The organism is Kitasatospora sp. NE20-6 (genome assembly GCF_045862635.1).
Map to the genome: position 1 here is coordinate 118,948 of NZ_BPRL01000013.1, position 22,681 is coordinate 141,628.

General features: G+C 72.8%; 20 protein-coding genes and 1 tRNA gene. 15 read left to right on the forward strand and 6 right to left on the reverse strand.

What is annotated here, in order from left to right; genetic code table 11:
* Positions 1 to 142: 142 nt before the first annotated feature.
* Entirely contained in the window at positions 143 to 1,435 is a 1,293-nt protein-coding gene (locus SNE206_RS14355) for a PTS transporter subunit EIIC (RefSeq protein WP_407913707.1), read from the reverse strand.
* A 400-nt stretch (positions 1,436 to 1,835) separates the two neighbouring features.
* Here SNE206_RS14355 and SNE206_RS14360 point away from each other — a divergent pair, with 400 nt between their 5' ends.
* The 4 genes from SNE206_RS14360 to rdgB all read left to right on the forward strand — a co-directional run bounded on the left by SNE206_RS14360 (position 1,836) and on the right by rdgB (position 4,068).
* Positions 1,836 to 2,072 carry a glucose PTS transporter subunit EIIB gene (locus SNE206_RS14360; RefSeq protein ID WP_045306667.1) on the forward strand — a complete coding sequence of 79 codons (237 nt, stop codon included), beginning with the start codon at positions 1,836 to 1,838 and terminating at the stop codon, positions 2,070 to 2,072.
* A gap of 80 nt (positions 2,073 to 2,152) precedes the next feature.
* On the forward strand, positions 2,153 to 2,887 hold the full coding sequence (rph, locus tag SNE206_RS14365; RefSeq protein ID WP_407913708.1) for a ribonuclease PH: 735 nt from the start codon (positions 2,153 to 2,155) through the stop codon (positions 2,885 to 2,887).
* Between the two features lie 166 nt (positions 2,888 to 3,053).
* The gene (locus SNE206_RS14370; RefSeq protein ID WP_407913709.1) at positions 3,054 to 3,440 is read left to right on the forward strand and encodes a hypothetical protein; all 387 of its coding nucleotides are present in this window, start codon (positions 3,054 to 3,056) and stop codon (positions 3,438 to 3,440) included.
* A gap of 19 nt (positions 3,441 to 3,459) precedes the next feature.
* Positions 3,460 to 4,068, forward strand: a complete 609-nt coding sequence (rdgB, locus tag SNE206_RS14375; protein WP_407913710.1) for an RdgB/HAM1 family non-canonical purine NTP pyrophosphatase — start codon at positions 3,460 to 3,462, stop codon at positions 4,066 to 4,068.
* 53 nt (positions 4,069 to 4,121) lie between these two features.
* Here rdgB and SNE206_RS14380 read toward each other — a convergent pair.
* Positions 4,122 to 4,196, reverse strand: a tRNA-Leu gene (locus tag SNE206_RS14380).
* A 54-nt stretch (positions 4,197 to 4,250) separates the two neighbouring features.
* A complete protein-coding gene (locus SNE206_RS14385) occupies positions 4,251 to 4,901 on the reverse strand; it encodes an HNH endonuclease (protein ID WP_407913711.1) in 651 nt (216 codons plus the stop codon).
* A 352-nt stretch (positions 4,902 to 5,253) separates the two neighbouring features.
* Between SNE206_RS14385 and SNE206_RS14390 the strand changes: the two genes are divergently transcribed.
* Positions 5,254 to 7,653 carry a chitinase C-terminal domain-containing protein gene (locus SNE206_RS14390; protein ID WP_407913770.1) on the forward strand — a complete coding sequence of 800 codons (2,400 nt, stop codon included), beginning with the start codon at positions 5,254 to 5,256 and terminating at the stop codon, positions 7,651 to 7,653.
* Positions 7,654 to 7,741: 88 nt separating this feature from the next.
* Here SNE206_RS14390 and SNE206_RS14395 read toward each other — a convergent pair whose 3' ends face one another.
* Positions 7,742 to 8,428, reverse strand: coding sequence for a hypothetical protein (locus tag SNE206_RS14395; RefSeq protein WP_407913712.1), 687 nt, complete (start codon positions 8,426 to 8,428; stop codon positions 7,742 to 7,744).
* 218 nt (positions 8,429 to 8,646) lie between these two features.
* Entirely contained in the window at positions 8,647 to 9,120 is a 474-nt protein-coding gene (gene bcp / locus SNE206_RS14400; RefSeq protein ID WP_407913713.1) for a thioredoxin-dependent thiol peroxidase, read from the reverse strand.
* Positions 9,121 to 9,262: 142 nt separating this feature from the next.
* Between bcp and SNE206_RS14405 the strand changes: the two genes are divergently transcribed.
* Positions 9,263 to 9,604 carry a DUF3618 domain-containing protein gene (locus SNE206_RS14405; protein WP_407913714.1) on the forward strand — a complete coding sequence of 114 codons (342 nt, stop codon included), beginning with the start codon at positions 9,263 to 9,265 and terminating at the stop codon, positions 9,602 to 9,604.
* Positions 9,605 to 9,802: 198 nt separating this feature from the next.
* On the forward strand, positions 9,803 to 10,105 hold the full coding sequence (locus SNE206_RS14410) for a GroES family chaperonin (protein ID WP_405015503.1): 303 nt from the start codon (positions 9,803 to 9,805) through the stop codon (positions 10,103 to 10,105).
* A 188-nt stretch (positions 10,106 to 10,293) separates the two neighbouring features.
* Here the strand turns inward: SNE206_RS14410 and SNE206_RS14415 are convergent, their stop codons facing one another.
* On the reverse strand, positions 10,294 to 12,717 hold the full coding sequence (locus SNE206_RS14415) for a transglycosylase domain-containing protein (protein WP_407913715.1): 2,424 nt from the start codon (positions 12,715 to 12,717) through the stop codon (positions 10,294 to 10,296).
* Between the two features lie 292 nt (positions 12,718 to 13,009).
* Here SNE206_RS14415 and SNE206_RS14420 point away from each other — a divergent pair, with 292 nt between their 5' ends.
* From SNE206_RS14420 to mycP, 8 genes are all read left to right on the forward strand, one after another.
* Positions 13,010 to 13,849: an ABC transporter permease gene (locus SNE206_RS14420; protein ID WP_407913716.1), complete on the forward strand. Its 840-nt coding sequence runs from the start codon at positions 13,010 to 13,012 to the stop codon at positions 13,847 to 13,849.
* On the forward strand, positions 13,842 to 14,780 hold the full coding sequence (locus tag SNE206_RS14425) for an ABC transporter permease (protein ID WP_407913717.1): 939 nt from the start codon (positions 13,842 to 13,844) through the stop codon (positions 14,778 to 14,780). Before SNE206_RS14420 ends, SNE206_RS14425 begins: the two co-directional genes overlap by 8 nt.
* Before the next feature lie 94 nt (positions 14,781 to 14,874).
* Positions 14,875 to 15,834 (forward strand): ATP-binding cassette domain-containing protein, encoded by a 960-nt coding sequence (locus SNE206_RS14430; protein ID WP_407913718.1) that lies wholly within the window; start codon positions 14,875 to 14,877, stop codon positions 15,832 to 15,834.
* 150 nt (positions 15,835 to 15,984) lie between these two features.
* Positions 15,985 to 17,325, forward strand: a complete 1,341-nt coding sequence (locus SNE206_RS14435) for a DUF445 domain-containing protein (protein WP_407913719.1) — start codon at positions 15,985 to 15,987, stop codon at positions 17,323 to 17,325.
* 89 nt (positions 17,326 to 17,414) lie between these two features.
* Positions 17,415 to 18,455, forward strand: coding sequence for an adenosine deaminase (locus SNE206_RS14440; RefSeq protein WP_407913720.1), 1,041 nt, complete (start codon positions 17,415 to 17,417; stop codon positions 18,453 to 18,455).
* Between the two features lie 297 nt (positions 18,456 to 18,752).
* On the forward strand, positions 18,753 to 19,328 hold the full coding sequence (locus SNE206_RS14445) for a hypothetical protein (protein WP_407913721.1): 576 nt from the start codon (positions 18,753 to 18,755) through the stop codon (positions 19,326 to 19,328).
* Positions 19,329 to 19,362: 34 nt separating this feature from the next.
* A complete protein-coding gene (locus SNE206_RS14450; protein WP_407913722.1) occupies positions 19,363 to 20,985 on the forward strand; it encodes a WXG100 family type VII secretion target in 1,623 nt (540 codons plus the stop codon).
* Between the two features lie 103 nt (positions 20,986 to 21,088).
* Positions 21,089 to 22,585, forward strand: coding sequence for a type VII secretion-associated serine protease mycosin (gene mycP / locus SNE206_RS14455; RefSeq protein WP_407913723.1), 1,497 nt, complete (start codon positions 21,089 to 21,091; stop codon positions 22,583 to 22,585).
* The last annotated feature ends 96 nt before the right edge of the window (positions 22,586 to 22,681 follow it).

The window sequence follows — 22,681 nt, forward strand, 5'->3', positions numbered from 1 at the left end:
GTTTCTAACACGCTCCCGACGGAGGGGGGAACCCTCGGAAGCACCGCAGGTCGGAAGCGCTATGAAATCGAAACCTTCTTGCGGATCGGCGATCATGATTACCCGCGGTCACCGCGACTTTGGCGAGTGGCTCAACAAAACCTCACGCCTTCGTGACATCCACCTCGTCCGCCTCGTCCTCCCGGCCCGGAGTCTTCAGATCGAATTTCACGATCACGAATCGGAACACCGCGTAGTACACCGCCGCGAACGCCAGACCGATCGGGATGATCAGCCACGGTTTCGTCGCCAGCCCCCAGTTGATGACATAGTCGATCAGGCCCGCCGAGAAACTGAAACCGTCGTGCACCCCCAACCCCCACGTCACCCCCATCGACGCGCCCGTGAGCAGGGCGTGCACCACGAACAGCGCCGGCGCGATGTACGCGAACGAGTACTCGATGGGCTCGGTCACACCCGTCACGAAGCTCGTCAGGCCCACCGACAGCATCAGACCGTAGATCTCCTTGCGCCGGTGCGGTTTCGCGCAGTGCGCGATCGCCAGCGCGGCCGCCGGCAGCGCGAACATCATGATCGGGAAGAAGCCCGACGTGAACTGTCCCGCGGTCGGGTCCCCCGCCAGGAACCGCGGGATGTCGCCGTGCACCACCTCGCCCGTCCCCGGCTTCGTGTAGTCCCCGAACTGGAACCACACGAACGTGTTGATCAACTGATGCATGCCGATCAGCAGCAGCAAACGGTTCGCCAGGCCGAAGATCCCCGCCCCGCCCCAGCCCAGATCCGCCAGCCACTGCGAGAAGTCCGTCATCGCGGTCCCGATCGGCGGCCACACCCACAGCGCCAGGCACGCCAGCGCCAGGCCCGCCACGGCCGTGATCATCGGCACCAGCCGGCGCCCGTTGAAGAAGCCCAGCCAGTCCACCAGCTTCGTCCGGTGGTACCGCACCCACAGCCACGCCGACATCAGACCGATCAGGATCCCGCCCAGCACCCCCGGATTCTGGAACACCGCCGCGCTCGACGTGTCCGCCGAGAAGTCGATGCACTGGTCGCCCGCCAGCGTCCCCCCGCACTGGTCCCTGTCCGGGAACGCCCGCAGGACGTTGTAGTAGACGAGGTAGCCCACCACCGCCGCCAGCGCGGTCGAACCGTCCGCCTTCTTCGCCATGCCGATCGCCACGCCGATGCAGAACAGCAGCGGCAGCCCCAGGTTCGAGTTCAGCAGCGCGCCGCCCGCCGCGGCGAACACCTTCGCCACGTTGTCCCATCCCAGGCCGTCCTTGCCGAACACGTCGTCCTGCCCCAGCCGGTTCAGGATGCCCGCTGCCGGCAGCACCGCCACCGGCAGCTGCAGGCTCCGCCCCATCTTCTGCAGGCCCCCGTAGAAGGTCTGCCACCACGGCGAGGGTGGAACCGCTGCGCCCGCTGTGCTCATCCGTACCCTCCGAGTGCCGTCACCGATGCCGAAGCCGCCGCCCTGCACCGCCGCCCTGCACGGTCGCGGCGGCGGTGCAGGGCGGCGGGGGCCGAGGAACACCGGGGGTCCGTTCCGCGTTGTCCGTTGTGCACCTAATATTGGTGTAGACCACTTGGAGGCAGGCGGGAACCGGGCCCACGGCCCCGGTGATCGCCATCCTCCGGCCCCGGCGCGCGGCCGTGCGCGCCGAAATGGGCCAAAAGTGAACTGACGTGGCAAATCACCCCGAAACGGGAAATGCTGGTCGCGCCACGGTGGCACGGTGAACCCGCGTCACCACCCACGGCACCACACGCACCAACGCAGGACGGCACCCGGCGGCACCGCCGCCGCACCGCCGACACACAGGGAGACACACATGGCCAGCAAGGCAGAGAAGATCGTCGCCGGCCTCGGCGGAATCGACAACATCGAAGAGGTCGAAGGCTGCATCACCCGCCTGCGCACCGAGGTCGTCAACCCCGAGCTCGTCGACGAGGCCGCCCTGAAGGCCGCCGGCGCCCACGGCGTCGTCAAGATGGGCACCGCCATCCAGGTCGTCATCGGCACCGACGCGGACCCCATCGCCGGCGAGATCGAAGACATGATGGACTGACCCGCCCGCACGCCCCGCGGCCCGCCGACCACCCGGACGGCGGGCCGCAGCCGTCCCCCCAACAGCTACGCTCGGTGCCTATGTCACGCATCGACGGCCGCACCCCCGACCAGCTCCGCCCCGTCACCATCGAACGAGGCTGGAGCAAGCACGCAGAAGGCTCCGTCCTCGTCTCCTTCGGCGACACCAAAGTCCTCTGCACCGCCAGCGTCACCGAAGGCGTCCCCCGCTGGCGCAAGGGCACCGGCGAAGGCTGGGTCACCGCCGAATACTCCATGCTCCCCCGCGCCACCAACACCCGCGGCGACCGCGAAGCCGTCCGCGGCAAGATCGGCGGACGCACCCACGAGATCAGCCGCCTCATCGGCCGCTCCCTCCGCGCCGTCATCGACCACCGCGCCCTCGCCGAGAACACCATCGTCCTCGACTGCGACGTCCTCCAGGCCGACGGCGGCACCCGCACCGCCGCCATCACCGGCGCCTACGTCGCCCTCGCCGACGCCATCGCCTGGGCCCGAGACAAGAAGATCCTCCGCGCCAAGGGCCAGCCCCTCACCGGCGGCGTCAGCGCCGTCAGCGTCGGCATCATCGACGGCACCCCCATGCTCGACCTCCGCTACGAGGAGGACGTCCGCGCCGGCACCGACATGAACATCGTCTGCACCAGCGACGGCCGCTTCGTCGAGGTCCAGGGCACCGCCGAAGGCGCCCCCTTCGACCGCGCCCTCCTCGACCAGCTCCTCGACCTCGGCACCCTCGGCTGCGCCGAACTCGACGAGATCCAGCGCAAGACCCTCGAACAGCTCCAGAACTGACCCGCCGCCGGGCCGCGGGCGCGCATCCTGTACACCGCGCGCCCGCAGCCCGTACCGTTCGGAACCGAGGACACCCGACCCACCGTCCTCACCACCGAAGCACCGAAGCACCGAAGCACCGAAGCACCGCACCGACCGAGTGACCACCCACCAGCGGAGGACCCCGATGCCGGACCGCCTCACCCGCTCCACCACCCTCGCCGTGGCCGGCCTCGCCCTCGTCCTCCCGCTCAGCGCCGTCAGCTGCTCCGCCGTCCAGCGCGCCGTCGACTGCGGCAACACCGCCATCCGCATCACCAACGACATCACCCAGGCGGGCGACGCCTTCAACAACGCCGCCAACGACCCCGCCGCCGCCGGACAGGCCCTCCAGCAGCTCAAGAACGACCTCGACCAGCTCGGCCGCAACTCCAGCGACACCGACGTCTCCCAGGCCGTCACCGACCTCCAGACCCAGGTCGACAACGCCCAGAAGGCCATCGACAGCCAGCAGGTCCCCGACCTCAAGCCCCTCGCGGACGCCGCCGGCAACCTCACCAAAGCCTGCGCCTGATCCTCGCTAGGGTGGCCGCATGACCACACGACGCCTCGTCCTCGCCACCCGGAACCGCCACAAGGTCGCCGAACTCCGCGACATCCTCGGCGACGCCGGACTCGACGTCGAACTCGTCGGAGCCGACGCCTACCCCGAGATCCCCGACGTCCCCGAGACCGGCATCACCTTCGCCGAGAACGCCCTCCTCAAGGCCCATGCCCTCGCGAAGGCCACCGGCCACCCCGCCGTCGCCGACGACTCCGGCCTCTGCGTCGACGTCCTCGGCGGCGCCCCCGGCATCCTCTCCGCCCGCTGGTCCGGCAAGCACGGCGACGACCGCGCCAACCTCGACCTCCTCCTCGCCCAGCTCTCCGACATCGCCGAACCGCACCGCGGCGCCCACTTCGCCTGCGCCGCCGCCTTCGCCCTCCCCGACGGCACCGAACGCGTCGTCGAGGGCCGGCTCCTCGGCACGCTGCGCACCGCGCCGGCCGGCGACGGCGGCTTCGGCTACGACCCGATCCTCCAGCCCCTCGGCGAGAGCCGTACGTGTGCGGAGCTGACCCCGGCGGAGAAGAACGCCATCAGCCACCGCGGGCAGGCCTTCCGCGCCCTGGCCCCGGTCGTCCGCGAGCTGCTGGGCTGAACGGGACCGGCCCCTCACCTTCGTTTCGAAGGTGAGGGGCCGGTCTGTATCTGTACGCCCGGTGGGACTCGAACCCACGACCCTGCGGACCTAAACCGCAGCTCTCTAGCCAGCTGGAGTACGGGCGCACGCCGCACCACAGCGTACCGTTTGGGCCGACGGCGGCGCCGCAGGGATTCCGGTCAGTCCCCTCGCCTGTTCCGTCCGCAGTACGTGTCCGTGACCGCGTGGCAGTTCGGGCAGAGCAGGCGGAGGTTCTCCGCGCGGTTGTCGAGCCAGTCGCCATTGATGTGATCGACTTCCAGGGTCAGGACCCGGCCCTGCCACTCCGGCCCTGTCCCGCAGTCGGCACAGGCATCGGGGCGGCCGAGGTGGACGAGCATGGCGCGCAGCTGTCGGCCGCGGATGCGGTTGCTGCCCGCGGGCAGCCGCACCAGGAGATCCGCGGGAGCCCTGAGCGGCCCCGTCCTGCGGCCCTTGTTGTGGGCGGCGCCGGTGAAGTGCGAGGTGTCGATGCCGTGTTCCCGGATGCCGGACTTCAGCAGTGCCCGGCAGGCCGCGGTGTCGGGGAGGCCCAGGGCGCGCAGCGTGCCGGCGATGCTCCGGCTCGCCGCTGCCGCCGCCGCGAGCTGCTCGGGCGGGCACGGCCTCCTCCGGGTGCCCAGGGGCGTGTGGAAGTGGGAGGTGTCGATCCCGTAGTGCTTGATCCGCTTGCTGAGGTAGCTGTGAGCTCCTCCGGCGGGCCGTGTGCCGAGCCTGCGCAGCATGTCGTTGACGCTGACGGCCGCAGCCGCCGTCTCGGCGAGGAGTTCGCGGGTGTATCTGACCTGCATGTGCTTCCCCCTGTGGGTTCCTGTGAGCAGTACCCGTCCCCTGGTGTGAGAACGAGTGTGCGGGCGGGGGGTCACGGGGCGGCGGCAGGTTATTGGTACAGACCTATTGACCGAAGTGGTTCAGACCACATACCTTCGGGCCCAATCTGCGGGACGGCCGCCGGGCGGTTGACGGTGCGTCGGCCGCGGTGCGTCCTACCCTCCCCCACTTGCACGTCCGCGCCCCAACCGGACGTGCCGACACTCTCTCCTGGAGGACCGAGTGTTGAACCGAAACCTGACGGTGCAGCGTCCCACCGCCGCAGGCCGTCGCGAGGGCTCCGGCCGCCGGACGGCGTTCGTCGCCTCGGCCGTGGCCGGCCTCGCGGGTCTGCTCGTGGCGACGCTCGGTGCGTCGCCCTCGCAGGCGGCCGTCGACAACCAGTCGTGTCGTCCCGACGGCATGTACAGCACGCCCGGCGTGAACGTCCCCTACTGCGACGTCTACGACACCGCGGGCCGCGAGAAGATGGGCGCGGACCACCAGCGCCGCATCATCGGCTACTTCACCGGTTGGCGCACCGGGCAGGACGGCACGCCGGCCTACCTGGTGAACAACATCCCGTGGGACAAGGTGACCCACCTCAACTACGCGTTCGCGCACGTCGGCAGCGACAACAAGGTGTCGGTCGGCACGGATTCTGCGACCAACGCGGCGACCGGGATGACCTTCCCCGGCGTGGCCGGTGCCGAGATGGACCCGAGCCTGCCGTACAAGGGTCACTTCAACCTGCTGACGAAGTTCAAGAAGCAGTACCCCAACGTCAAGACCCTCGTCTCGGTCGGCGGCTGGGCGGAGACCGGCGGCTACTTCGGAGACGACGGCAAGCGCGTCGGCTCCGGCGGCTTCTACTCGATGACGGTCAACGCGGACGGCTCGGTCAACCAGGCCGGCATCAACACCTTCGCGGACTCGGCGGTCGACTTCGTCAAGAAGTACGGCTTCAACGGCGTCGACATCGACTACGAGTACCCGACGTCGATGAAGGACGCGGGCAACCCGCTCGACGCCGCGACCTCCAACGCCAAGCGCGGTTCGCTGGTCAAGGGGTACGCGGCGCTGATGAAGACGCTGCGCGAGAAGCTCGACCGCGCTGGTGCCACGGACAGCAAGTACTACATGCTGTCGGTCGCGGCGCCGTCCTCCGGCTACCTGCTGCGCGGCATGGAGACGTTCCAGGTGGCGCAGTACCTGGACTACGTCAACATCATGTCGTACGACCTGCACGGCGCCTGGAACAAGTACGTGGGCCCGAACGCCTCGCTGTACGACGACGGCAAGGACGGCGAGCTCGCCGCCGCCAACGTGTACGGCACCTCGCAGTACGGCGGCATCGGCTACCTGAACACCGACTGGGCGTACCACTACTTCCGCGGTGCGATGACGGCCGGCCGGGTCAACATCGGCCTGCCCTACTACACGCGCGGGTTCAAGAACGTCACGGGCGGGACCAACGGCCTGTGGGGTACGGCGTCGACGAGCACCTGCCCGGCGGGCGCCGGGCTGACGTCCTGCGGTGACGGCGCGGTCGGCATCGACAACCTGTGGCACGACCTGGACGACAACGGCAAGGAGGCCCCGGCGGGCTCCAACCCGATGTGGCACGCCAAGAACCTGGAGAAGGGCGTCGTCCCGGACTACCTCTCCAAGTACGGCCTGACCGACACCGCGCTGCAGGGCAGCTACACCCGCAACTACAGCTCCTCGCTGGTGGCGCCGTGGCTGTGGAACGACTCCAAGAAGGTGTTCCTCTCCACCGAGGACGAGGAGTCGGTGGCCGCGAAGGCCGACTACGTGGTCGCCCAGGGTGCCGGCGGCACGATGATCTGGGAGCTCGCGGGCGACTACAGGTGGGACGCCACCGCGAACGGCGGCAAGGGCGAGTACGTGCAGGGCTCGACCCTGACCTCGCTGATGTACGACAAGTTCAAGGCGGCGTCGGCGTACGGGGCGACCCGGTCGACGATCGCGCTGCCGCAGCAGACCCTGCCGATCGACGTGTCGTTCACCAACTTCGCGCTGGGCGACTCGAACTACCCGATCAACCCGAAGATCCACATCGTCAACAACTCGACGCTGACCCTGCCGGGCGGCACGGAGTTCCAGTTCGACTACGCGAACTCGGCCCCGGGCAACGCCAAGGACCAGTCGGGCTTCGGCCTGAGCGTGATCCGGCAGGACCACACCGCGGCGAACAACGTGGGCGGCCTGAAGGGCGTGTACAACCGCGTCTCGGTGAAGCTGCCGAGCTGGCAGTCGCTGGCGCCGGGCGCGTCGGTCGACATGGACTTCGTCTACTACCTGCCGGTCTCGACCCCGGCGAACTGGACGGTCAGCGTCAGCGGCACGCTGTACGGACTGGCGGGCGACTTCACCCGCGGCGCGACCGGCTCGACGGCCTCGCCGAGCGCCTCGGCCTCCGCCTCGCAGTCGGCCTCCGCCTCGCAGTCGGCCTCGCCGAGCGCGAGCGCCTCGGCCAGCGCCAGCGCGTCCGCGTCGCCGAGCACCTCGGCCAGCACCTCCCCGAGCACCTCGGCGAGCCCGACCGGCGGCACCTGCACGCCGCCGAGCTGGAACACGGCGACGGTCTACGCCACGACCACCACGGTCTCGTGGAAGGGCCGCAAGTACAGCAACAAGTGGTGGACCCAGGGCGAGGACCCCTCGACCACCGGTCAGTGGGGGGTGTGGAGCGACCTCGGTCCGTGCTGACTGACCTGAGGTGACGGACGGCGGTGGCGGTCGACCCGGTCGGGGGGTCGGCCGCCACCGCTGCCGTGCGCGGGGGCCCCGCGGCGGCTCACTGCTCCAGATCGGCCCGCATGGCGGCGAAGAGCTTCGCGGCCGCCGCCGGGGTGGCGGCCGGGACGAGCGCGACGCCCGCGGTCGAGGAGTCGGCCCAGCCGCAGATCGCGTCCGCCCCCAGGGAGAGGCACTCCAGGCTGCCGCCCAGGGCGCCCGCGGCGTACGGGTTCGCCGTGGTGGGCTGACCGGTGGAGCCGTTGCCCTCGGCGTACTCGATGAGGCCGCGCCACAGGTGCTCGCGGCGCTTGCTGGTGTCCTCGGGCACGTTGTCGACGCCGACGAAGAGGATGCGGCGGCCGCCGGTCTGGCCCGCCCGCTGGTAGTTCTCGACGACGAGGTTCATGCCGTCGCGCATCTCGCCCGGGTCGACGGGCACGTCGGTGATCGCGTCGTCGCCGGTCGCCAGGGTCAGCCCGCCGGCGGTCTTCGCGGAGACGACGGTGTGCTTGCCGCCCGCCTTGGCCGTCGGGCTCGCCTTGGGCGTGGCAGGTCTGCTCGCGGCGGCGGTGGTCGCGGCGGTGGCCGGGGCGGCGGGCGCGGAGGCGGTGGCCGGGGTGCCGGAGCCGGCGGGCGGGAGGGCGTCGGGCTCGCCGTCCGGGTCGCACGCGGTCAGGGTGAGGGCGGCGGCGAGGGCGCCGGCGGCGAGGAGGGTGCGGGCGGTGCGGGATCCGGTGCTCGGCACGGTGTCTCCAGAGTCGTGGTGGGCGCGGGCTGCTGGACCCGGTGACCGGAGACGCTAGCGGCCGGGGGAGGCGTGCGGTGGAGTCTTGTCCGTCCCAGAACGCCATCGGAACGAGACGGTGACACGGTGACAGCACCGCCCCGGCGCGGGACCGGCCCGGAACGCGCCGCGGCGGGCACCGGGAGCGGTCCCGGTGCCCGCCGCGGGCCGACGGAGGGTCAGGCGCCGATCTTCAGGTCGCGGAGCAGCTTCGCGACGTGGCCGGTGGCCTTGACGTTGTAGAGGGCGTGCTCCACCTTGCCCTCCTCGTCGACGACGACGGTGGAGCGGATCACGCCGACCACGGTCTTGCCGTAGAGCTTCTTCTCGCCGTAGGCGCCGTACGCCTCCAGGACGGACCGGTCCTCGTCGGCGAGCAGCGTGACCTTGAGGTTCTCGGTGTCGCGGAACGTGCCGAGCTTCCCCGGCTTGTCGGGCGAGATGCCGAGGACGTCGTAGCCGGCGCCGGAGAAGACCTCCAGGTTGTCCGTGAAGTCGCAGGCCTGCCTGGTGCAGCCGGGGGTGAGCGCGGCGGGGTAGAAGTAGACGATCACCTTGCGGCCGAGGTGGTCGGCGAGGGACACCCGGTTGCCGTCGGCGTCGGGCAGGGTGAAGGCAGGGGCGGCGTCGCCGGCCTTGAGGCGCTCGCTCACGGTGGATCTCTCCTCGTGCTGGACGGGTGGTCGTACCCCGGTCAACCTACCCCTGTCGGTGGGTGGCGCTGCGCGAGGCGCCGGGCGAGCTGACAGACTGGACCCCTCGTACGGACAAGCATCGGTGATTGGGGTGGCACGAGTGGCCCAGGCGAGCACGAAGGACGGGGCGCCGCGGACGACGGCCCAGATCGAGGCGGACATCGCACAGGCCCGTGAGCGGCTCGCCTCCACGCTGGACGAGCTGGCGATGCGGGTGCACCCGGCGACGGTCGTCGCGCAGACGAAGGCGCGGGTGCTCGGCGCCGTGGAGCAGAAGGCCGGTCGCGCGTACGTGGCGGCCAGCGGCGCGCTGGAACAGGCGAAGGCCGGGTTCGTGGACGCCAAGGGCCGGCCGCGCCCGGAGCGGGTGGTGCCGGCGGTGCTGGTCGGCACGGGCGTGCTGCTGCTGGTCGCCGCGGCGCGGCGGCGCCGCCGGGGCTGACCCGCCGGGAGGACGGACGGAGGGCCGGGGCGCGCAGGACGCGAACCGGCCCTTCCGCATGCCGGGCAGCGCGCGGGGCGACGTGCGCCCGGCGCCGGGCGGGCGGGTACGGTCGGGGGCGTGAGCAAGAACGACGAGCGCGGCGCGCAGCAGGACGAGACCCGGCACGACCGGCTGGGGGAGAAGCTGCCGATCAGGATGTTGCACGACCGGGTGCTGGTGCGCACGGAGGCGGGGGAGGGGGAGCGCCGTTCGACGGGCGGCATCCTCATCCCGGCGACGGCGGAGCTGTCGCGGCGCTGCGCCTGGGCGGAGGCGGTGGCGGTCGGCCAGAGCGTGCGGGCGGTGGAGCCGGGTGACCGGGTGCTCTACGACCCGGAGGACAAGCTGGAGGTGGAGGTCCGCGGGGCGACGTACGTGCTGCTGCGGGAGCGCGACCTGCACGCGGTGGCCGCGGAGCGGCTGAGCGGTGTGGAGGGCTCGACGGGCCTGTACCTGTGACGCCCCCCCTGCTCCGACGGCCTGGCGTTCTGACGGCCCGCCGTCCTGACGGGCTGTCGATCTGACGGTCCGCGCTTCGGCGGTCCCGCGTCGGTCCGTGCCGGTCGGTCGGTGGTGGACGGCTGGTGGTGGACGGACGGCTGCGGCGGCCCGCGGGTGCGGGTCGCCGCAGCGGCCTGCGGCGGCCGTCAGGGCCGACGGGGGGTGGGCCGGGGAACCGGGGGCCTGACGGGTGCGGGTGGTGCGGCCGCGGCGGGCCGGGTGGCGGCGGGGGGCCGGGGTGCGGCCGGGCGCTTGGTCGCCGGCGCGGTGGTTTTGGCCTTGGGCTTCGGCTTGGGCTTGGGCTTCGGCTTGGCGGGTTGGGGGGCCTTGGGGGTCTTGGGGGTCTTGGGGGCCTGGCTGACGGGTGCGGGCGGTTCGGTGTTGCCGGGGCCGGGCTGGAGGTCGAACTGGCCGACGGGGGTGCCGTTGAGGGCGCTGCCCATGTAGGCGGTCCAGATGCGGGCGGGGAAGGTGCCGCCGTTGATGCGTTCGTACCCGGCGGTGCCGGCGAGGGACTCCTTGGCGTGGGTCTTGGTGTCCTCGCGGAACAGGCCGACGACGGAGGCGAGTTCGGGCGTGTAGCCGGCGAACCAGGCGGAGCGGTTGTCGTCGGTGGTGCCGGTCTTGCCGGCGGCGGGGCGGCCGAGCGCCTGGGCGGTGGAGCCGGTGCCGTCGGGGCCGACGGTGTCGCGCAGCACGTCGGTGACGGCGTCGGCGCTGGTGCGGGTGACGGCGACGGTGGGTTCGTGCCCGGGCAGCGGGGGTGCCTCGCGGGTGCCGGGGCGTGAGAGGGCGCTGACGGCCCAGGGGCGGATGGCCTGGCCGTGGTTGGCGAGGGCCGCGTAGACGGCGGCGAGGTCGAGGGCGCTGGGGGTGGCGGTGCCGAGGGTCATGGAGCTGTGGTCGGGGTCCATGCCCTGGAGGCTGTCGGGGAGGCCGAGCCGGATGGCGGTGCGGCGGACGTTGTCGAGTCCGGCGTCGATGCCGAGCTGGGCGTAGACGGAGTTGACGGACCGCATCATGGCGCGGCGCAGGGTGATGGGGCCGTGGTTCTCGTTGTCCTCGTTGGGCGGGGAGTACGGGCTGGGGCCGCCGACGACGGTGCGGCCGCTGGTGCCGTCGTAGAGGGTCTGGGTGGTGATGGGGTGGCCGTCCTGGGTGGTGCGGTCGCCTTCGAGGGCGGCGGCGAGGTCGACGGGCTTGAAGGTGGAGCCGACCTGGTTGTCCTGGCGGAGGGCGTCGTTGTAGGGCTGGACGGCGTAGTCGGGGCCGCCGTACGCGGCGACGATGCGGCCGGTGGCGGGTTCGACGGAGGCGCCGGCGACGCGCACGTCGGTGTCGGTGCGGGGCCGGGCGGCGGGGTCGAGTTCGGCGGTGAGTTCGTGCTTGACCGCGTCGACGAAGGCGTCCTGGCGGGGCTTGTCGAAGGTGGTGGTGATGCGCCAGCCGCCGGCCTTGAGGGTGGCGGTGTCGAGGACGCCGGTCTGGGTGAGGTAGTCGTCGGCGATGTCGACGAGGTAGCCGGACTGTCCTTCGAGCCCTTGGGCGGCCTGGGGTTCGAGGGTGTCGGGGAAGGTGAGCCCGGCGCGGGTGCCGGGGTCGAGGAAGCCGAGGGTCACCATGCCGTCGAGGACGTAGTTCCAGCGGGCGACGGCCTTCTCGCGGTTGGCGGGGCTGGCGGTTCTGACGTCGTAGGCGCTGGGGGCCTGGAGGAGGGTGGCGAGGTAGGCGCCCTGGGCGAGGGTGAGGTGGGCGGCGTCGGTGCCGAAGTAGGCGCGGGCGGCGGTCTGGATGCCGTAGGCGTTGCGGCCGAAGTAGCTGGTGTTGAGGTAGCCCGCGAGGATGGTGTCCTTGGTGGAGCGGCGGTCGACCTTGAGGGAGATGAACAGCTCCCGGGCCTTGCGGGTGAGGGTCTGGTCCTGCGTCAGGTAGTAGTTCTTGACGTACTGCTGGGTGATGGTGGAGCCGCCCTGGAAGGCGCGGCCGGGGGCGCCGAGGTGGCTGACGTTCTGCCAGGCGGCGCGGACCATGCCTTTGAGGTCGACGCCCCGGTTGCGGTAGAAGGTGCGGTCCTCGGCGGAGACGACGGCGTTGCGGGTGTCGAGGGGGATCTCGGAGAGCGGGACGTCCTCGCGGTTGACGGCGCCGGTGCGGGCGATCTCGGTGGTGCCGTCGGCGTAGTAGTAGACGTTGCTCTGCGCGAGGGCGTGCGCGTTGGGGTCGGGCACGGGGACGGCGGCGTAGAGCGCACCGAAGGTCGCGCAGGCGAGGAGCACGCCGCCGGCGAGGGCGCCCAGCAGCATGCGCCAGGTGGGGACGGCACGGCGCCAGCGGGGGAGGGCGCGGCGGCGGGCCCGGCGGGCCTCGCGTCGCCGGCGGCGGTCGTGGCCGGGGGTGCGGCGGTGGCGGCGCCGGGGGCCGGGAGGGCCGGGGAGGGGCGGTTCCCCGGTGCGGCCCGGTGCGGCGTGCGGGCGGCGCTGGGCGGGCGGGTCGGTGCGCGTGGCGGTGTCCGGCCCGGGGCGGTGGTTCCGGTCGCCCGTGGGGTGGTTGGCTCGCTGCGCTCTGGTCATGGGGTGATTATGGGCGATTTGACCCGTAATCAGGTGTTTCTGCGGGTCGGCCCGGGCGTGCCGGAAATCGGCTGCGACGGCCGGACGGCGGCGCTACGGTGAAAGGTGACAACCGCACAGCACCGCAGCACCGCCCAGCTCCGCCCGCCGCCCCGCACCCCCGGGGGTGTGCCGGTCGGGGCGGTTCCGGGCTGCCCGCGCGGGTGTGCGCGGGCAGCCGGGCCGCACCGGGCGCGTGCTGTCCGCCACCGTCCGTCGATGTCCGCAGAAAAGTCGACAAGGAGACATTCGAGTGTCAGAGCTGCAGCTCGGGCCGCCCCGGGCCGGCGCCCTCGCGGTCCACCGGGCCGTCGCCGCCGGCGCCTTCCGGCGCTACGCCACCTACCGCGCCGCCACCGCCGCGGGCGCCTTCACCAACACCGTCTTCGGCTTCATCCTCGCCTACACCTTTCTCGCCCTCTGGCGCGCCAGGCCCGGCCTCGGCGGCTACGACGCCAACCAGGCCGTCACCTACATCTGGATCAGCCAGGCCCTGCTGGTCACCGTCGCCGTCTGGGGCGGCGGCTTCCAGGACGACGTGCAGGAGCGCTTCCGCAGCGGCGACATCGCCGTCGACCTCTACCGGCCCGTCGACTTCCAGGCCTGGTGGCTCGCCACCGACCTCGGCCGGGCCGCCTTCCACCTGCTCGCCCGCGGCGCCGTACCCACCCTCGCCGGCGTGCTGGTCTTCCACATCCGGCTGCCCCGCTCGCCGCTGGTCTGGGCGGCCTTCCTGCTGTCCGTGCTGCTCGCCGTGGTCGTCAGCTTCGGGCTGCGCTTCCTCGTCTCCCTCACCGGCTTCTGGCTGCACGACTCCGAAGGCATCCGGGCCGTCACCCTCGTCGTCGCGATGTTCTTCTCCGGCATGCTGCTGCCCATCACGCTCTTCCCGGGCCTCCTGGGCCGCCTCGCCGCCGTACTGCCCTGGGCCGCCCTGATCCAGATCCCCACCGACGTCCTCCTCGAACGCCGCACCGGGACCGCCCTCGCCACCGGCCTCGCCTTCCAGCTCGTCTGGGCGGCCGTGCTGTTCGCCGCCGGACGGGCGATGCTCGCACTCGCCGTCCGCAAGGTGGTGGTGCAGGGTGGCTGAGACCCCGACCGCCCGCTCCGGCGGTTCCGGCAGCCCCGAAACCTTCGACGGACTCGACGGGTTCGACGGACTCGACGGACTCGACAGGTTCGACGGCACGCTGCACCGCACCGGCCCCGTGGCCCGCGCCCGCTGGGCCGTCCGCGCCTGGCGGATGATGGCCGGCATGTGGATGCGGTCCCTGATGTCCTACCGCACCTCGTTCACCCTCATGGCGATCGCCAACATCGCCGTCACCTCCCTCGACTTCGTCGTCGTCGTGCTGATGTTCCGCCACACCGACACCCTCGGCGGCTGGACCCTCCCCGAACTCGGCTTCCTCTACGGCACCTCCGCCCTCGCCCTCGGCACCGCCGACCTCTTCGTCGGCTCCGTCGACCTGCTCGGCGACCGCATCCGCACCGGCACCCTCGACACCATGCTCGTGCGGCCCGCCCCCGTGCTCGCCCAGCTCTGCGCCGAGCGCTTCTCGCTGCGCCGCCTCGGCCGACCCGTCCAGGCCGCCGCCGTCCTCGCCTGGTCGATCGGCGAGCTGCCCGTGCACTGGACGGCCGACCGCGTGCTGCTCGTGCCCGTCCTGCTGCTCTGCGGCAGCGTCATCTTCGCGAGCGTCTTCATCGGCGGCGCCACCCTGCAGTTCTGGTGGGGCGAGGCCAAGGAACTCCAGAACTCCTTCACCTACGGCGGCGCCACCCTCCTGCAGTACCCGCCGACGATCTTCGCCAAAGAACTCGTCGCCGGCACCGTCTTCGGCGTCCCGCTCGCCTTCGTCAACTGGCTGCCCGCCCTGCACATCCTCGGCCACCCCGACCCGCTCGGCCTGCCCGCCGCCTTCCAGTACGCCTCCCCGCTCGCCGCGGCGCTCTGCGTGCTCGCCGCAGCCCTCGCCTGGCGGGCCGGCCTGCGCGCGTACCAGGGCACCGGCAGCTGACCCCGGCGGCCGGCCCCCCCCGCAGGTCCCCGCAGTCCCCGTCCCCGCGGCCGACCCCGGCCGGCGCACCCGGCCACGACCAAGGAGCACCCGCATGGCCCTCATCGAACTCGACGACGTCCGTCGCACCTTCACGATCCGCACCCGCGCCGGCCGGCTGCGCCGCGAGCGCCGCGAGGTGCACGCCGTCGACGGCCTGAGCTTCACCATCGGCGCCGGCGAGTGCGTCGGCTACATCGGCCCCAACGGGGCCGGCAAGTCCACCACCATCAAGATGCTCACCGGCATCCTCGTCCCCACCTCCGGCCGGCTCCGCGTCGCCGGCGTCGAACCCGCCCGCGACCGCACCGCCCTCGCCCGGCGGATCGGCGTCGTCTTCGGCCAGCGCACCACCCTCTGGTGGGACCTGCCGCTGCGCGACTCCTACGAGCTCGCGCGGCGCATCTACCGCATCCCCGACGCCCGCTACCGTGCCAACCTCGACCGCTGCGTCGAACTCCTCGACCTCGCCACGCTGCTCGACACGCCCGTGCGGCAGCTCTCCCTCGGCCAGCGGATGCGCGGCGACCTCGCCGCGGCCCTGCTCCACGACCCCGGCGTCCTCTACCTCGACGAACCCACCATCGGCCTCGACGTCGTCAGCAAGGCCAAGGTCAGGGCGTTCCTGCGCGAGGTCAACCGCACCCGGGGCACCACCGTGCTCCTCACCACCCACGACCTCGTCGACATCGAGCAGCTCTGCGACCGCGTCATGGTCATCGACCACGGCCGGCTCGTCCACGACGGAGACCTCGGAGGCCTCCACGCCGCCGGGGAGAGCGAACGCACCCTCGTCGTCGACCTCGCCGAGTCCCGCCCGCCGATCGACGTGCCCGGCGCCCGCGTCGTCAGGACGGACGGCCCCCGCCAGTGGCTCGCCTTCCCCGCCCGGGAGAGCGCCGCGCCGATCGTCGCCGCCGTCGCCGCCCGCTACCCCCTCGTCGACCTCTCGGTCCGCGAGCCCGCCATCGAGGACGTCATCGCGCGGATGTACGCGGGCGTCGCCATCGGCTGACCCGTCGCGCCGCGGCCCGGGCACCCGCCCGGGCCGCACCCGGTGGCACCCGGTGGCACCCGGGCCGCACCCCGGCCGCGGCGGGTACGCGGTGGGTATGCGGCGGGTGCACGACGGTACGCGGGCCGGACCGCCCGGTCCGTTGACGCGATGCGGGCCCCGGACCCGGGGCAGACTGTGCGGGTGAGCGTCGAACAGAGCACCGGGACGGCCCCCCGACCCGCCGGCGGGGTCAGGTTCACCGAGGCCGATGAGCGCAAGCGCCGCGGCGTCCGGCGGATGAAGACCATCGCGACCGGCCTGCTGGCCGCCGCCACCGCCGTCTTCGCCCTCGCCACCTGGGCGGACGCCGCCGGGGCCGGCGCCTGGGCGGGCTACGTCGCCGCGGCGGCGGAGGCGGGCATGGTCGGCGCCCTCGCCGACTGGTTCGCCGTCACCGCGCTCTTCCGGCACCCCCTCGGCCTGCCGATTCCGCACACCGCGATCATCCCCACCAAGAAGGACGCCTTCGGCCAGTCGCTCGGCGACTTCGTCGGCGACAACTTCCTCTCCCCGACCGTCGTCCGCGCCCGGCTGGAGGCGATCGGCATCGCCCGCCGGCTCGGCGAGTGGCTCTCCGCCCCCGGCAGTGCCGAACGCGTCACCCGCGAGGCGTCGGCCGCCCTGCGCGGCGTCATCGCGGTGCTCCGCGACGAGGACGTGCAGGCCGTCGTCGCCGAGGCCGTCACCCGGCGCGCCGGCGCCACCCCCGTCGCCGAACCCGCCGGCCGGCTCCTCGCCAAGGTCGTCGCCGACGGCGGCCACCACGGCGTCGTCGACCTGATCGCCGTCCGCGTCCACCACTGGCTCACCGAGCACCACGAGGACGTGGTGCAGCGGATCACCAGCAAGACGCCCGGCTGGACGCCGCGCTTCATCGACCTCCAGGTCGGCGAACGCGTCCACAAGGAACTCATGCGGTTCGTCACCGACATCCGCGACGACCCGCACCACGCGGCGCGCGGCGCCATCGACAACTTCCTCGCCGACTTCGCCACCGAGCTCCAGCACGACCCCGACACCATCGCCCGCGTCGAGCACGCCAAGGCCGACCTGCTGGCCCGGCCCGAGGTGCAGGACCTCATCGCCTCCTCCTGGGACGCCGTCCGCACCCTCGTCCTCGACGCCGCCGAGGACGAGGACAGCGAACTGCGCCGCCGCCTCCGCGACGGCCTGCGCTCCTTCGGCGAGCGCCTCGCCACCGACGGCCGGCTCCAGGCCAAGGCCGACGGCTGGCTCCAGGACGCCGCCGAGTACGTCGTCGCCACGTACCGCGAGGAGATCACCGCCCTGATCTCCGACACCGTCGCCGGCTGGGACGCCGACGAGGCCTCCCGCAAGATCGAGGCCAACGTCGGGCGCGACCTCCAGTTCATCCGCATCAACGGCACGGTCGTCGGCGCCGCCGCCGGACTCGTCATCCACAGCGTGGCCGTCGCGCTCGGGGGCTGACATTACGATCGGGGACGCGGCCCGGTCCCGTCCCGGGGGGACGGCGGCCTGCCGCGATCCGCGCGAGTCGACCGAGAAGGAGCAGCACCGTGGCCGAAGGCACGAACGGCATCGAGGCGTTCATCGCCGGCATGCCCAAGGCGGAACTGCACGTGCACCACGTCGGCTCCGCGTCGCCGCGCGTCGTGGCCGAGCTCGCCGCCCGCCACGAGGGCCGCAGCAAGGTGCCCGCCGACCCCGTGGCGCTCGCCGAGTACTTCACCTTCACCGACTTCGCGCACTTCATCGAGGTGTACCTGAGCGTCGTCGACCTCGTCCGTGACGCCGAGGACGTCCGGGCGCTGACGTACGGCGTCGCCGAGGACATGGCCCGCCAGCAGATCCGGTACGCCGAGCTCACCGTCACCCCGTACTCGTCGGTGAGGCGGGGCATCCCCGACACGGCGTTCATGGAGGCCATCGAGGACGCGCGGATCTCCGCCGAGAAGGACCTCGGCATCGTGCTGCGCTGGTGCTTCGACATCCCCGGCGAGGCCGGTCTCGCCGCCGCCGAGGAGACCGCCCGCCTCGCCCTCGACCTGGCCCCCGAGGGCCTGGTCAGCTTCGGCCTCGGCGGTCCGGAGATCGGCGTGCCGCGCCCGCAGTTCAAGCCGTACTTCGACCGGGCGCGGGCCGCCGGCCTCCACAGCGTGCCGCACGCCGGCGAGACCACCGGCCCGCAGACCGTGTGGGACGCGCTCCGCGACCTCGGCGCCGAGCGGATCGGGCACGGCACGCAGTCCGTCCACGACCCGGCCCTCGTCGACCACCTCGGCGAGCACCGCATCCCGCTGGAGGTCTGCCCGACGTCCAACATTGCGACCCGGGCGGTCGCGCGCATGGAGGAGCACCCGATCCGGCAGATGGTCGACGCCGGTCTGCTCGTCACCGTCAACAGCGACGACCCGCCGATGTTCGGCACCGACCTCAACACCGAGTACGCCGTCGCCGCCCGCCTGCTCGACCTGGACGAGGCGGGCGTGGCGGCGCTCGCCCGGAACGCCGTCGAGGCCTCCTTCCTCGACGCGGCGGGCAAGAAGCGGATCGGCGGCGAGATCGACGCCCACCTGGACGCCTGGTCCCGCCGCTAGGCCCGTGCCCCGCCGCGGCCGGTGCCGCCCCGGACCGGGGCGGCGGGAACAACGGCCCCGGGGAAGGGCGTTGTGGCGGAGAGGTGACGGGTACGTACCGATAGCGGTTCCACGGCAGAGGGCCCCTGACGGCGCGTCGGGGGCGGCCGCTATGTTAAGGGTGGCGGCGGATGCCGCCCGTCGGTGCGTGAGCGTCCGAACGGAACGGTTAGAGCACCCGGCAGGGGAGCTCAGGAGAAGTGGTGGTACGGCGGGCCGCGGCGGGGCCAGGCCGTGCACGGGGGAGGTGGAACGGCGATGAGCGATGGCGGGACGTCCGGGATCTTCTACAACATCGTCTCGACGGTGACGGCTGCGCAGACGGCGGCCATGGTCGCGCAGTCTCAGACCCTGGCCGGCCAGGTCGGGGCCAGGGAGGTCAAGGTCGAGGTCGAGAACCTGCAGACCTTCAAGAACAAGGTCGACGCGATCCTGAGCGGCCTCGACGGCTCGCCCGCGAGTCACGGCGAGGTCTCCCAGCAGCAGCTGCAGCCCTGGCAGCTCGGCCAGAACTTCGGCCAGGTCGGCGACCTGATGTCGGCGTACACCACCGTGCACGCCAACCTGGAGCAGCTGTCGAGGACGCTCTCCCTCCAGATCGAGGCGATGAGCGCCAGCATCGACATGGCGGCCAAGGGCTACGACAACGCCGACGAGGAACAGCGCCAGAAGTTCCACACGATCCTCAACCAGGCCGGCGAGCAGTCGCAGCTGCCGCCCGCCGGATCGTCCGCCGCCTACCGCCCGGCGGGCAGTGGCACGTACGCCCAGCCGGCGACCTACCCACAGCAGGCCGTCCAGCCCACGACCGGTACGCAGCAGGGGGCCTACTGATGACTGCTCCGACAGCGGAGAGGGGGAGTGAGGCATGACCGAGAAGCGATTCGTCCGTCGTCTCCACCAAGGGGACGGCGACTTCGGCGCCAACACCCACGAGGATCTCGTGGCGATGGTCGACGGCGCCGACCCGGTGGCCGTCATGCAGATCGGTCAGCGCCTGCTGCTGGCCGCCCAGAAGATGGACGAGGTCAGCAACGAGCTGCACGCCCACATGGGCGGGCTCGACTGGCAGGGCGACGCGGCCGACAGCTTCAAGAACTGGGGCGGCAACGTCTCCAAGTCGACCATGGAACTCGCCTCGTACTCCCGGACCGCCGGCACCTACATGGCGACCGCCGGTGAGACGCTCAGCGAGGTCAAGTCGGGCATGCCCGGCGTGCCGACCGCCGACATGGAGATCGTCCGCCGGTACGAGGCCCAGCCCAACACCGCCGTCACCGTGGGCGGTGTGATCGCCGGTGGCATCGCGATGCCCGGCATCGGCACCGTGGTGGGCGGCTGGGCGGCCGGCAAGGTCGCCAACATGGTCGACCCCGACTGGGTGACCCCGGAGGAGGCGAACGCCGCGCAGACCCGGATCAACCAGGCCCACGAGGACGCCACCCAGCAGATGGCGAAGCTGGGGCAGTCGTACGACCAGTCCATCTCGCGGCTCAGCCAGGCACAGCCCCCGATCTTCCCGCCGCCGCCCGGCGCGGACATCAGCCGCGGTAACAGCGAGAACGTGTCGGTCGGCGGTGGCTCGACCGGCGGTGGCACCGGCGGCTCGTTCAGCCCGGCGCAGATGCCGTCGTGGTCGCCCCCGGGCGGGTCGCAGCAGGTGCCGACGGGATCGACGCACCCGACGCCCGTCACCCCCGGCCACGTCACACCCCTGCCGAGCCCCGGCGTGAACATCCCGAGCACGGGGATCGACCACGTGCCGGTGTCGCCGACCCTGCCGAGCCCGTCCGGTCCGGGCCTTCCCGGTGGTGGCGCCGGTGGTGGCGGCCTCGGAACAGGCGGCGGTGGCCTCGGCGGTGGTGTCGGCGGTCTGCCCGGCGGCACGATCCCCGGTGGGCTCGGCGGCCTGGGCGGAGCGGGCGGCCTCGGTGGCGGCCGCGGCGCCGGCAGTGCGGGCGGCCTCGGTGGCGGTCGCGGGGCCGGCAGTACGGTCGGTGCCGGTGGCGCCGGCCGGGCCGGCGGCTCGGTCGCCGGAGCCGGCGGCGCGGGTGCGCGGACCGGTGGCACTGCGGGTGCCGCGGGTGGCGCGGGTGGCGCGGGTGGCGCCCAGACGGGCCGGTCCGGAGCCCCCGGCATGGGCGGCATGCCGCACGCCGGCGGCGCGGGCGGTGCCGGTGCCGGTGCCAAGGGCGGCGCCGGCGGTGCACGCGGTGGTGCCGGAGGCCTGGTCGGACGCTCCGGCGGTGCGGTCGGCGGCCGCCGCGGGCCCTCCGCGGGTGGCGAGTTCACCCAGGGCGGCTCCGGCCTGCGGGGCAGGGCGGAGCGCGGGACGGACGGGCGGGCCGGTCACGGCGGCTTCGGCGGCGGCCAGGGCGGCGCTGCCGGACGGAAGGACAAGAACCGCGGTAACCGTCCCGACTACCTGACCGAGGACGAGGACACCTGGACGTCCGGTACGGGCCCGGTCAATCCGGGCGTGATTGAGTAGTCATCAGCCTGCCTGCCCGGTCACGGGGTCATGGACCCGGTGGCCGGGCAGGTCTGTGCGGCAGGCCGGAACGGCCCTGGACGATCGATCGAAGGAGAGTGTGATGCGGCGAACGGGCAGGGGAGTGCGGGGGCGGCGGTTCGCCGCGTTGTCGGCGGTGGCCGCCGTCATGGTCGGGGTGGTCGTCGGTCCCGCCGCCGGAGCGGACTCGATCCGGGAGCAGCAGTGGCACCTGGACGCCATGAAGGCCCCGGAGATGTGGAGGACCAGCACCGGCACCGGCGTCACCGTCGCCGTGATCGACACCGGCGTGAAGGGGGATGCTCCTGACCTGCAAGGTCAGCTGGTGTCCGGCAAGGACTTCAGCGGGCTGCCGGGAGGGGCCACCACCGACCCGAACGGGCACGGCACCTCGATGGCGGCGAACATCGTCGGCAGCGGCAAGGGCCTGAACGGCAAGGGCGCGTACGGCCTGGCACCCGGCGCGAAGGTCCTCCCGATCAAGGTCAACAGCAAGATCGGCGGGACGGACGGAACCGCCGCCGGTGCGCTGCAGCAGCTGGCCGACGGCATCGTCTACGGGTCCGACCACGGTGCCAGGATCATCAGCATCTCGCAGGGCATCGCCGCCGGCTACCTGAAGCCGGCGGACCTGGAGAAGCTGCGCGCCGCGGTCGACCACGCCACCGCGAAGGGCAGCCTGATCTTCGCCGCCGCGGGCAACAGCGGCAGCGGGAGCAACGTCGTCGAGTACCCCGCCGGCATGCCCGGGGTGGTCGGGGTGGCGGCGACCGACAGGAACGGCAAGTCGACCTCCGAGTCCGAGCACGGTCCGCAGGTGACCCTGTCCGCGCCCGGCGCCGACATCTACACCGCCTGCACCGGACCGTCGGGGTACTGCAAGAGCCACGGGACGTCCGACGCGACCGCACTGGCCTCCGCGTCGGCCGCCCTCGTCTGGTCCGTGCACCCGGAGTGGACGAACAACCAGGTCCTCCGCGTCCTCATCAACACCGCGGGAAAGGCCGCCGGTGAGACGGGCCGCAGCGACTACGTCGGCTACGGCGCCGTCCGTCCGCGGATCGCGCTGACCACGCCGGGCGACCCGGGGCCCGCGGACCGGAGCCCCCTCGCGGGGGAGGCTGCCCCGGCGCCGTCCGGCGAGGCGACGGCCGATCCCGGCGGTGCGGCGAGTACGCCGGCCTCGGCGCCCGCGCAGGTGCCGTCCTCTCCGGCGGCCCAGGCGTCGTCGGACTCGGACTCGGGGAGCCTGCCGCTGATCCTCGGCGCCGCGGGCGTCGTCGTGGTGCTGGTGGTGATCGTGATCGTGGTCGTCGCCCGGCGCAACCGCTCCGCGGCAGGGCCCGGACCGGTGCCGCCCGCGCCGTACGGCCAGCAGCCGCTGCAGCCCCAGCAGGCCCAGCCGTCGTACCCGGCTGCCGGGTTCCCGGCGCAGCCGCCGGCTCCGGGCCCGTACGGTCAGCAGCCGCAGGCGCCGTACGGGCAGCCGCAGCCCTACGGCCAGCAGCCGCCCGCGCCGGGCGGTTTCCCGCCCGGGCAGGGCACGCCGCCGCCCGGCGGGAACCCGTACGGCCGCTGAACGACCCGGGGAACCCGTCGGGGGCGCCCCCCCCCCCCGGGGGGCCCCCCCCGCCGCGGCCGCCCGGCGGTACCCGGTCCGGCCGCGCACGCCCCC

Coding starts and splice junctions, on each gene's coding strand:
- SNE206_RS14385 (WP_407913711.1), bottom strand. CDS start 4,901: ATGCAGGTCAGATACACCCGCGAACTCCTCGCCGAGACGGCGGCTGCG.
- mycP (WP_407913723.1), top strand. CDS start 21,089: ATGCGGCGAACGGGCAGGGGAGTGCGGGGGCGGCGGTTCGCCGCGTTG.
- SNE206_RS14355 (WP_407913707.1), bottom strand. CDS start 1,435: ATGAGCACAGCGGGCGCAGCGGTTCCACCCTCGCCGTGGTGGCAGACC.
- SNE206_RS14360 (WP_045306667.1), top strand. CDS start 1,836: ATGGCCAGCAAGGCAGAGAAGATCGTCGCCGGCCTCGGCGGAATCGAC.
- SNE206_RS14445 (WP_407913721.1), top strand. CDS start 18,753: ATGAGCGATGGCGGGACGTCCGGGATCTTCTACAACATCGTCTCGACG.
- rdgB (WP_407913710.1), top strand. CDS start 3,460: ATGACCACACGACGCCTCGTCCTCGCCACCCGGAACCGCCACAAGGTC.
- rph (WP_407913708.1), top strand. CDS start 2,153: ATGTCACGCATCGACGGCCGCACCCCCGACCAGCTCCGCCCCGTCACC.
- SNE206_RS14410 (WP_405015503.1), top strand. CDS start 9,803: ATGTTGCACGACCGGGTGCTGGTGCGCACGGAGGCGGGGGAGGGGGAG.
- SNE206_RS14415 (WP_407913715.1), bottom strand. CDS start 12,717: ATGACCAGAGCGCAGCGAGCCAACCACCCCACGGGCGACCGGAACCAC.
- SNE206_RS14435 (WP_407913719.1), top strand. CDS start 15,985: ATGCGGGCCCCGGACCCGGGGCAGACTGTGCGGGTGAGCGTCGAACAG.
- SNE206_RS14370 (WP_407913709.1), top strand. CDS start 3,054: ATGCCGGACCGCCTCACCCGCTCCACCACCCTCGCCGTGGCCGGCCTC.
- SNE206_RS14450 (WP_407913722.1), top strand. CDS start 19,363: ATGACCGAGAAGCGATTCGTCCGTCGTCTCCACCAAGGGGACGGCGAC.
- SNE206_RS14430 (WP_407913718.1), top strand. CDS start 14,875: ATGGCCCTCATCGAACTCGACGACGTCCGTCGCACCTTCACGATCCGC.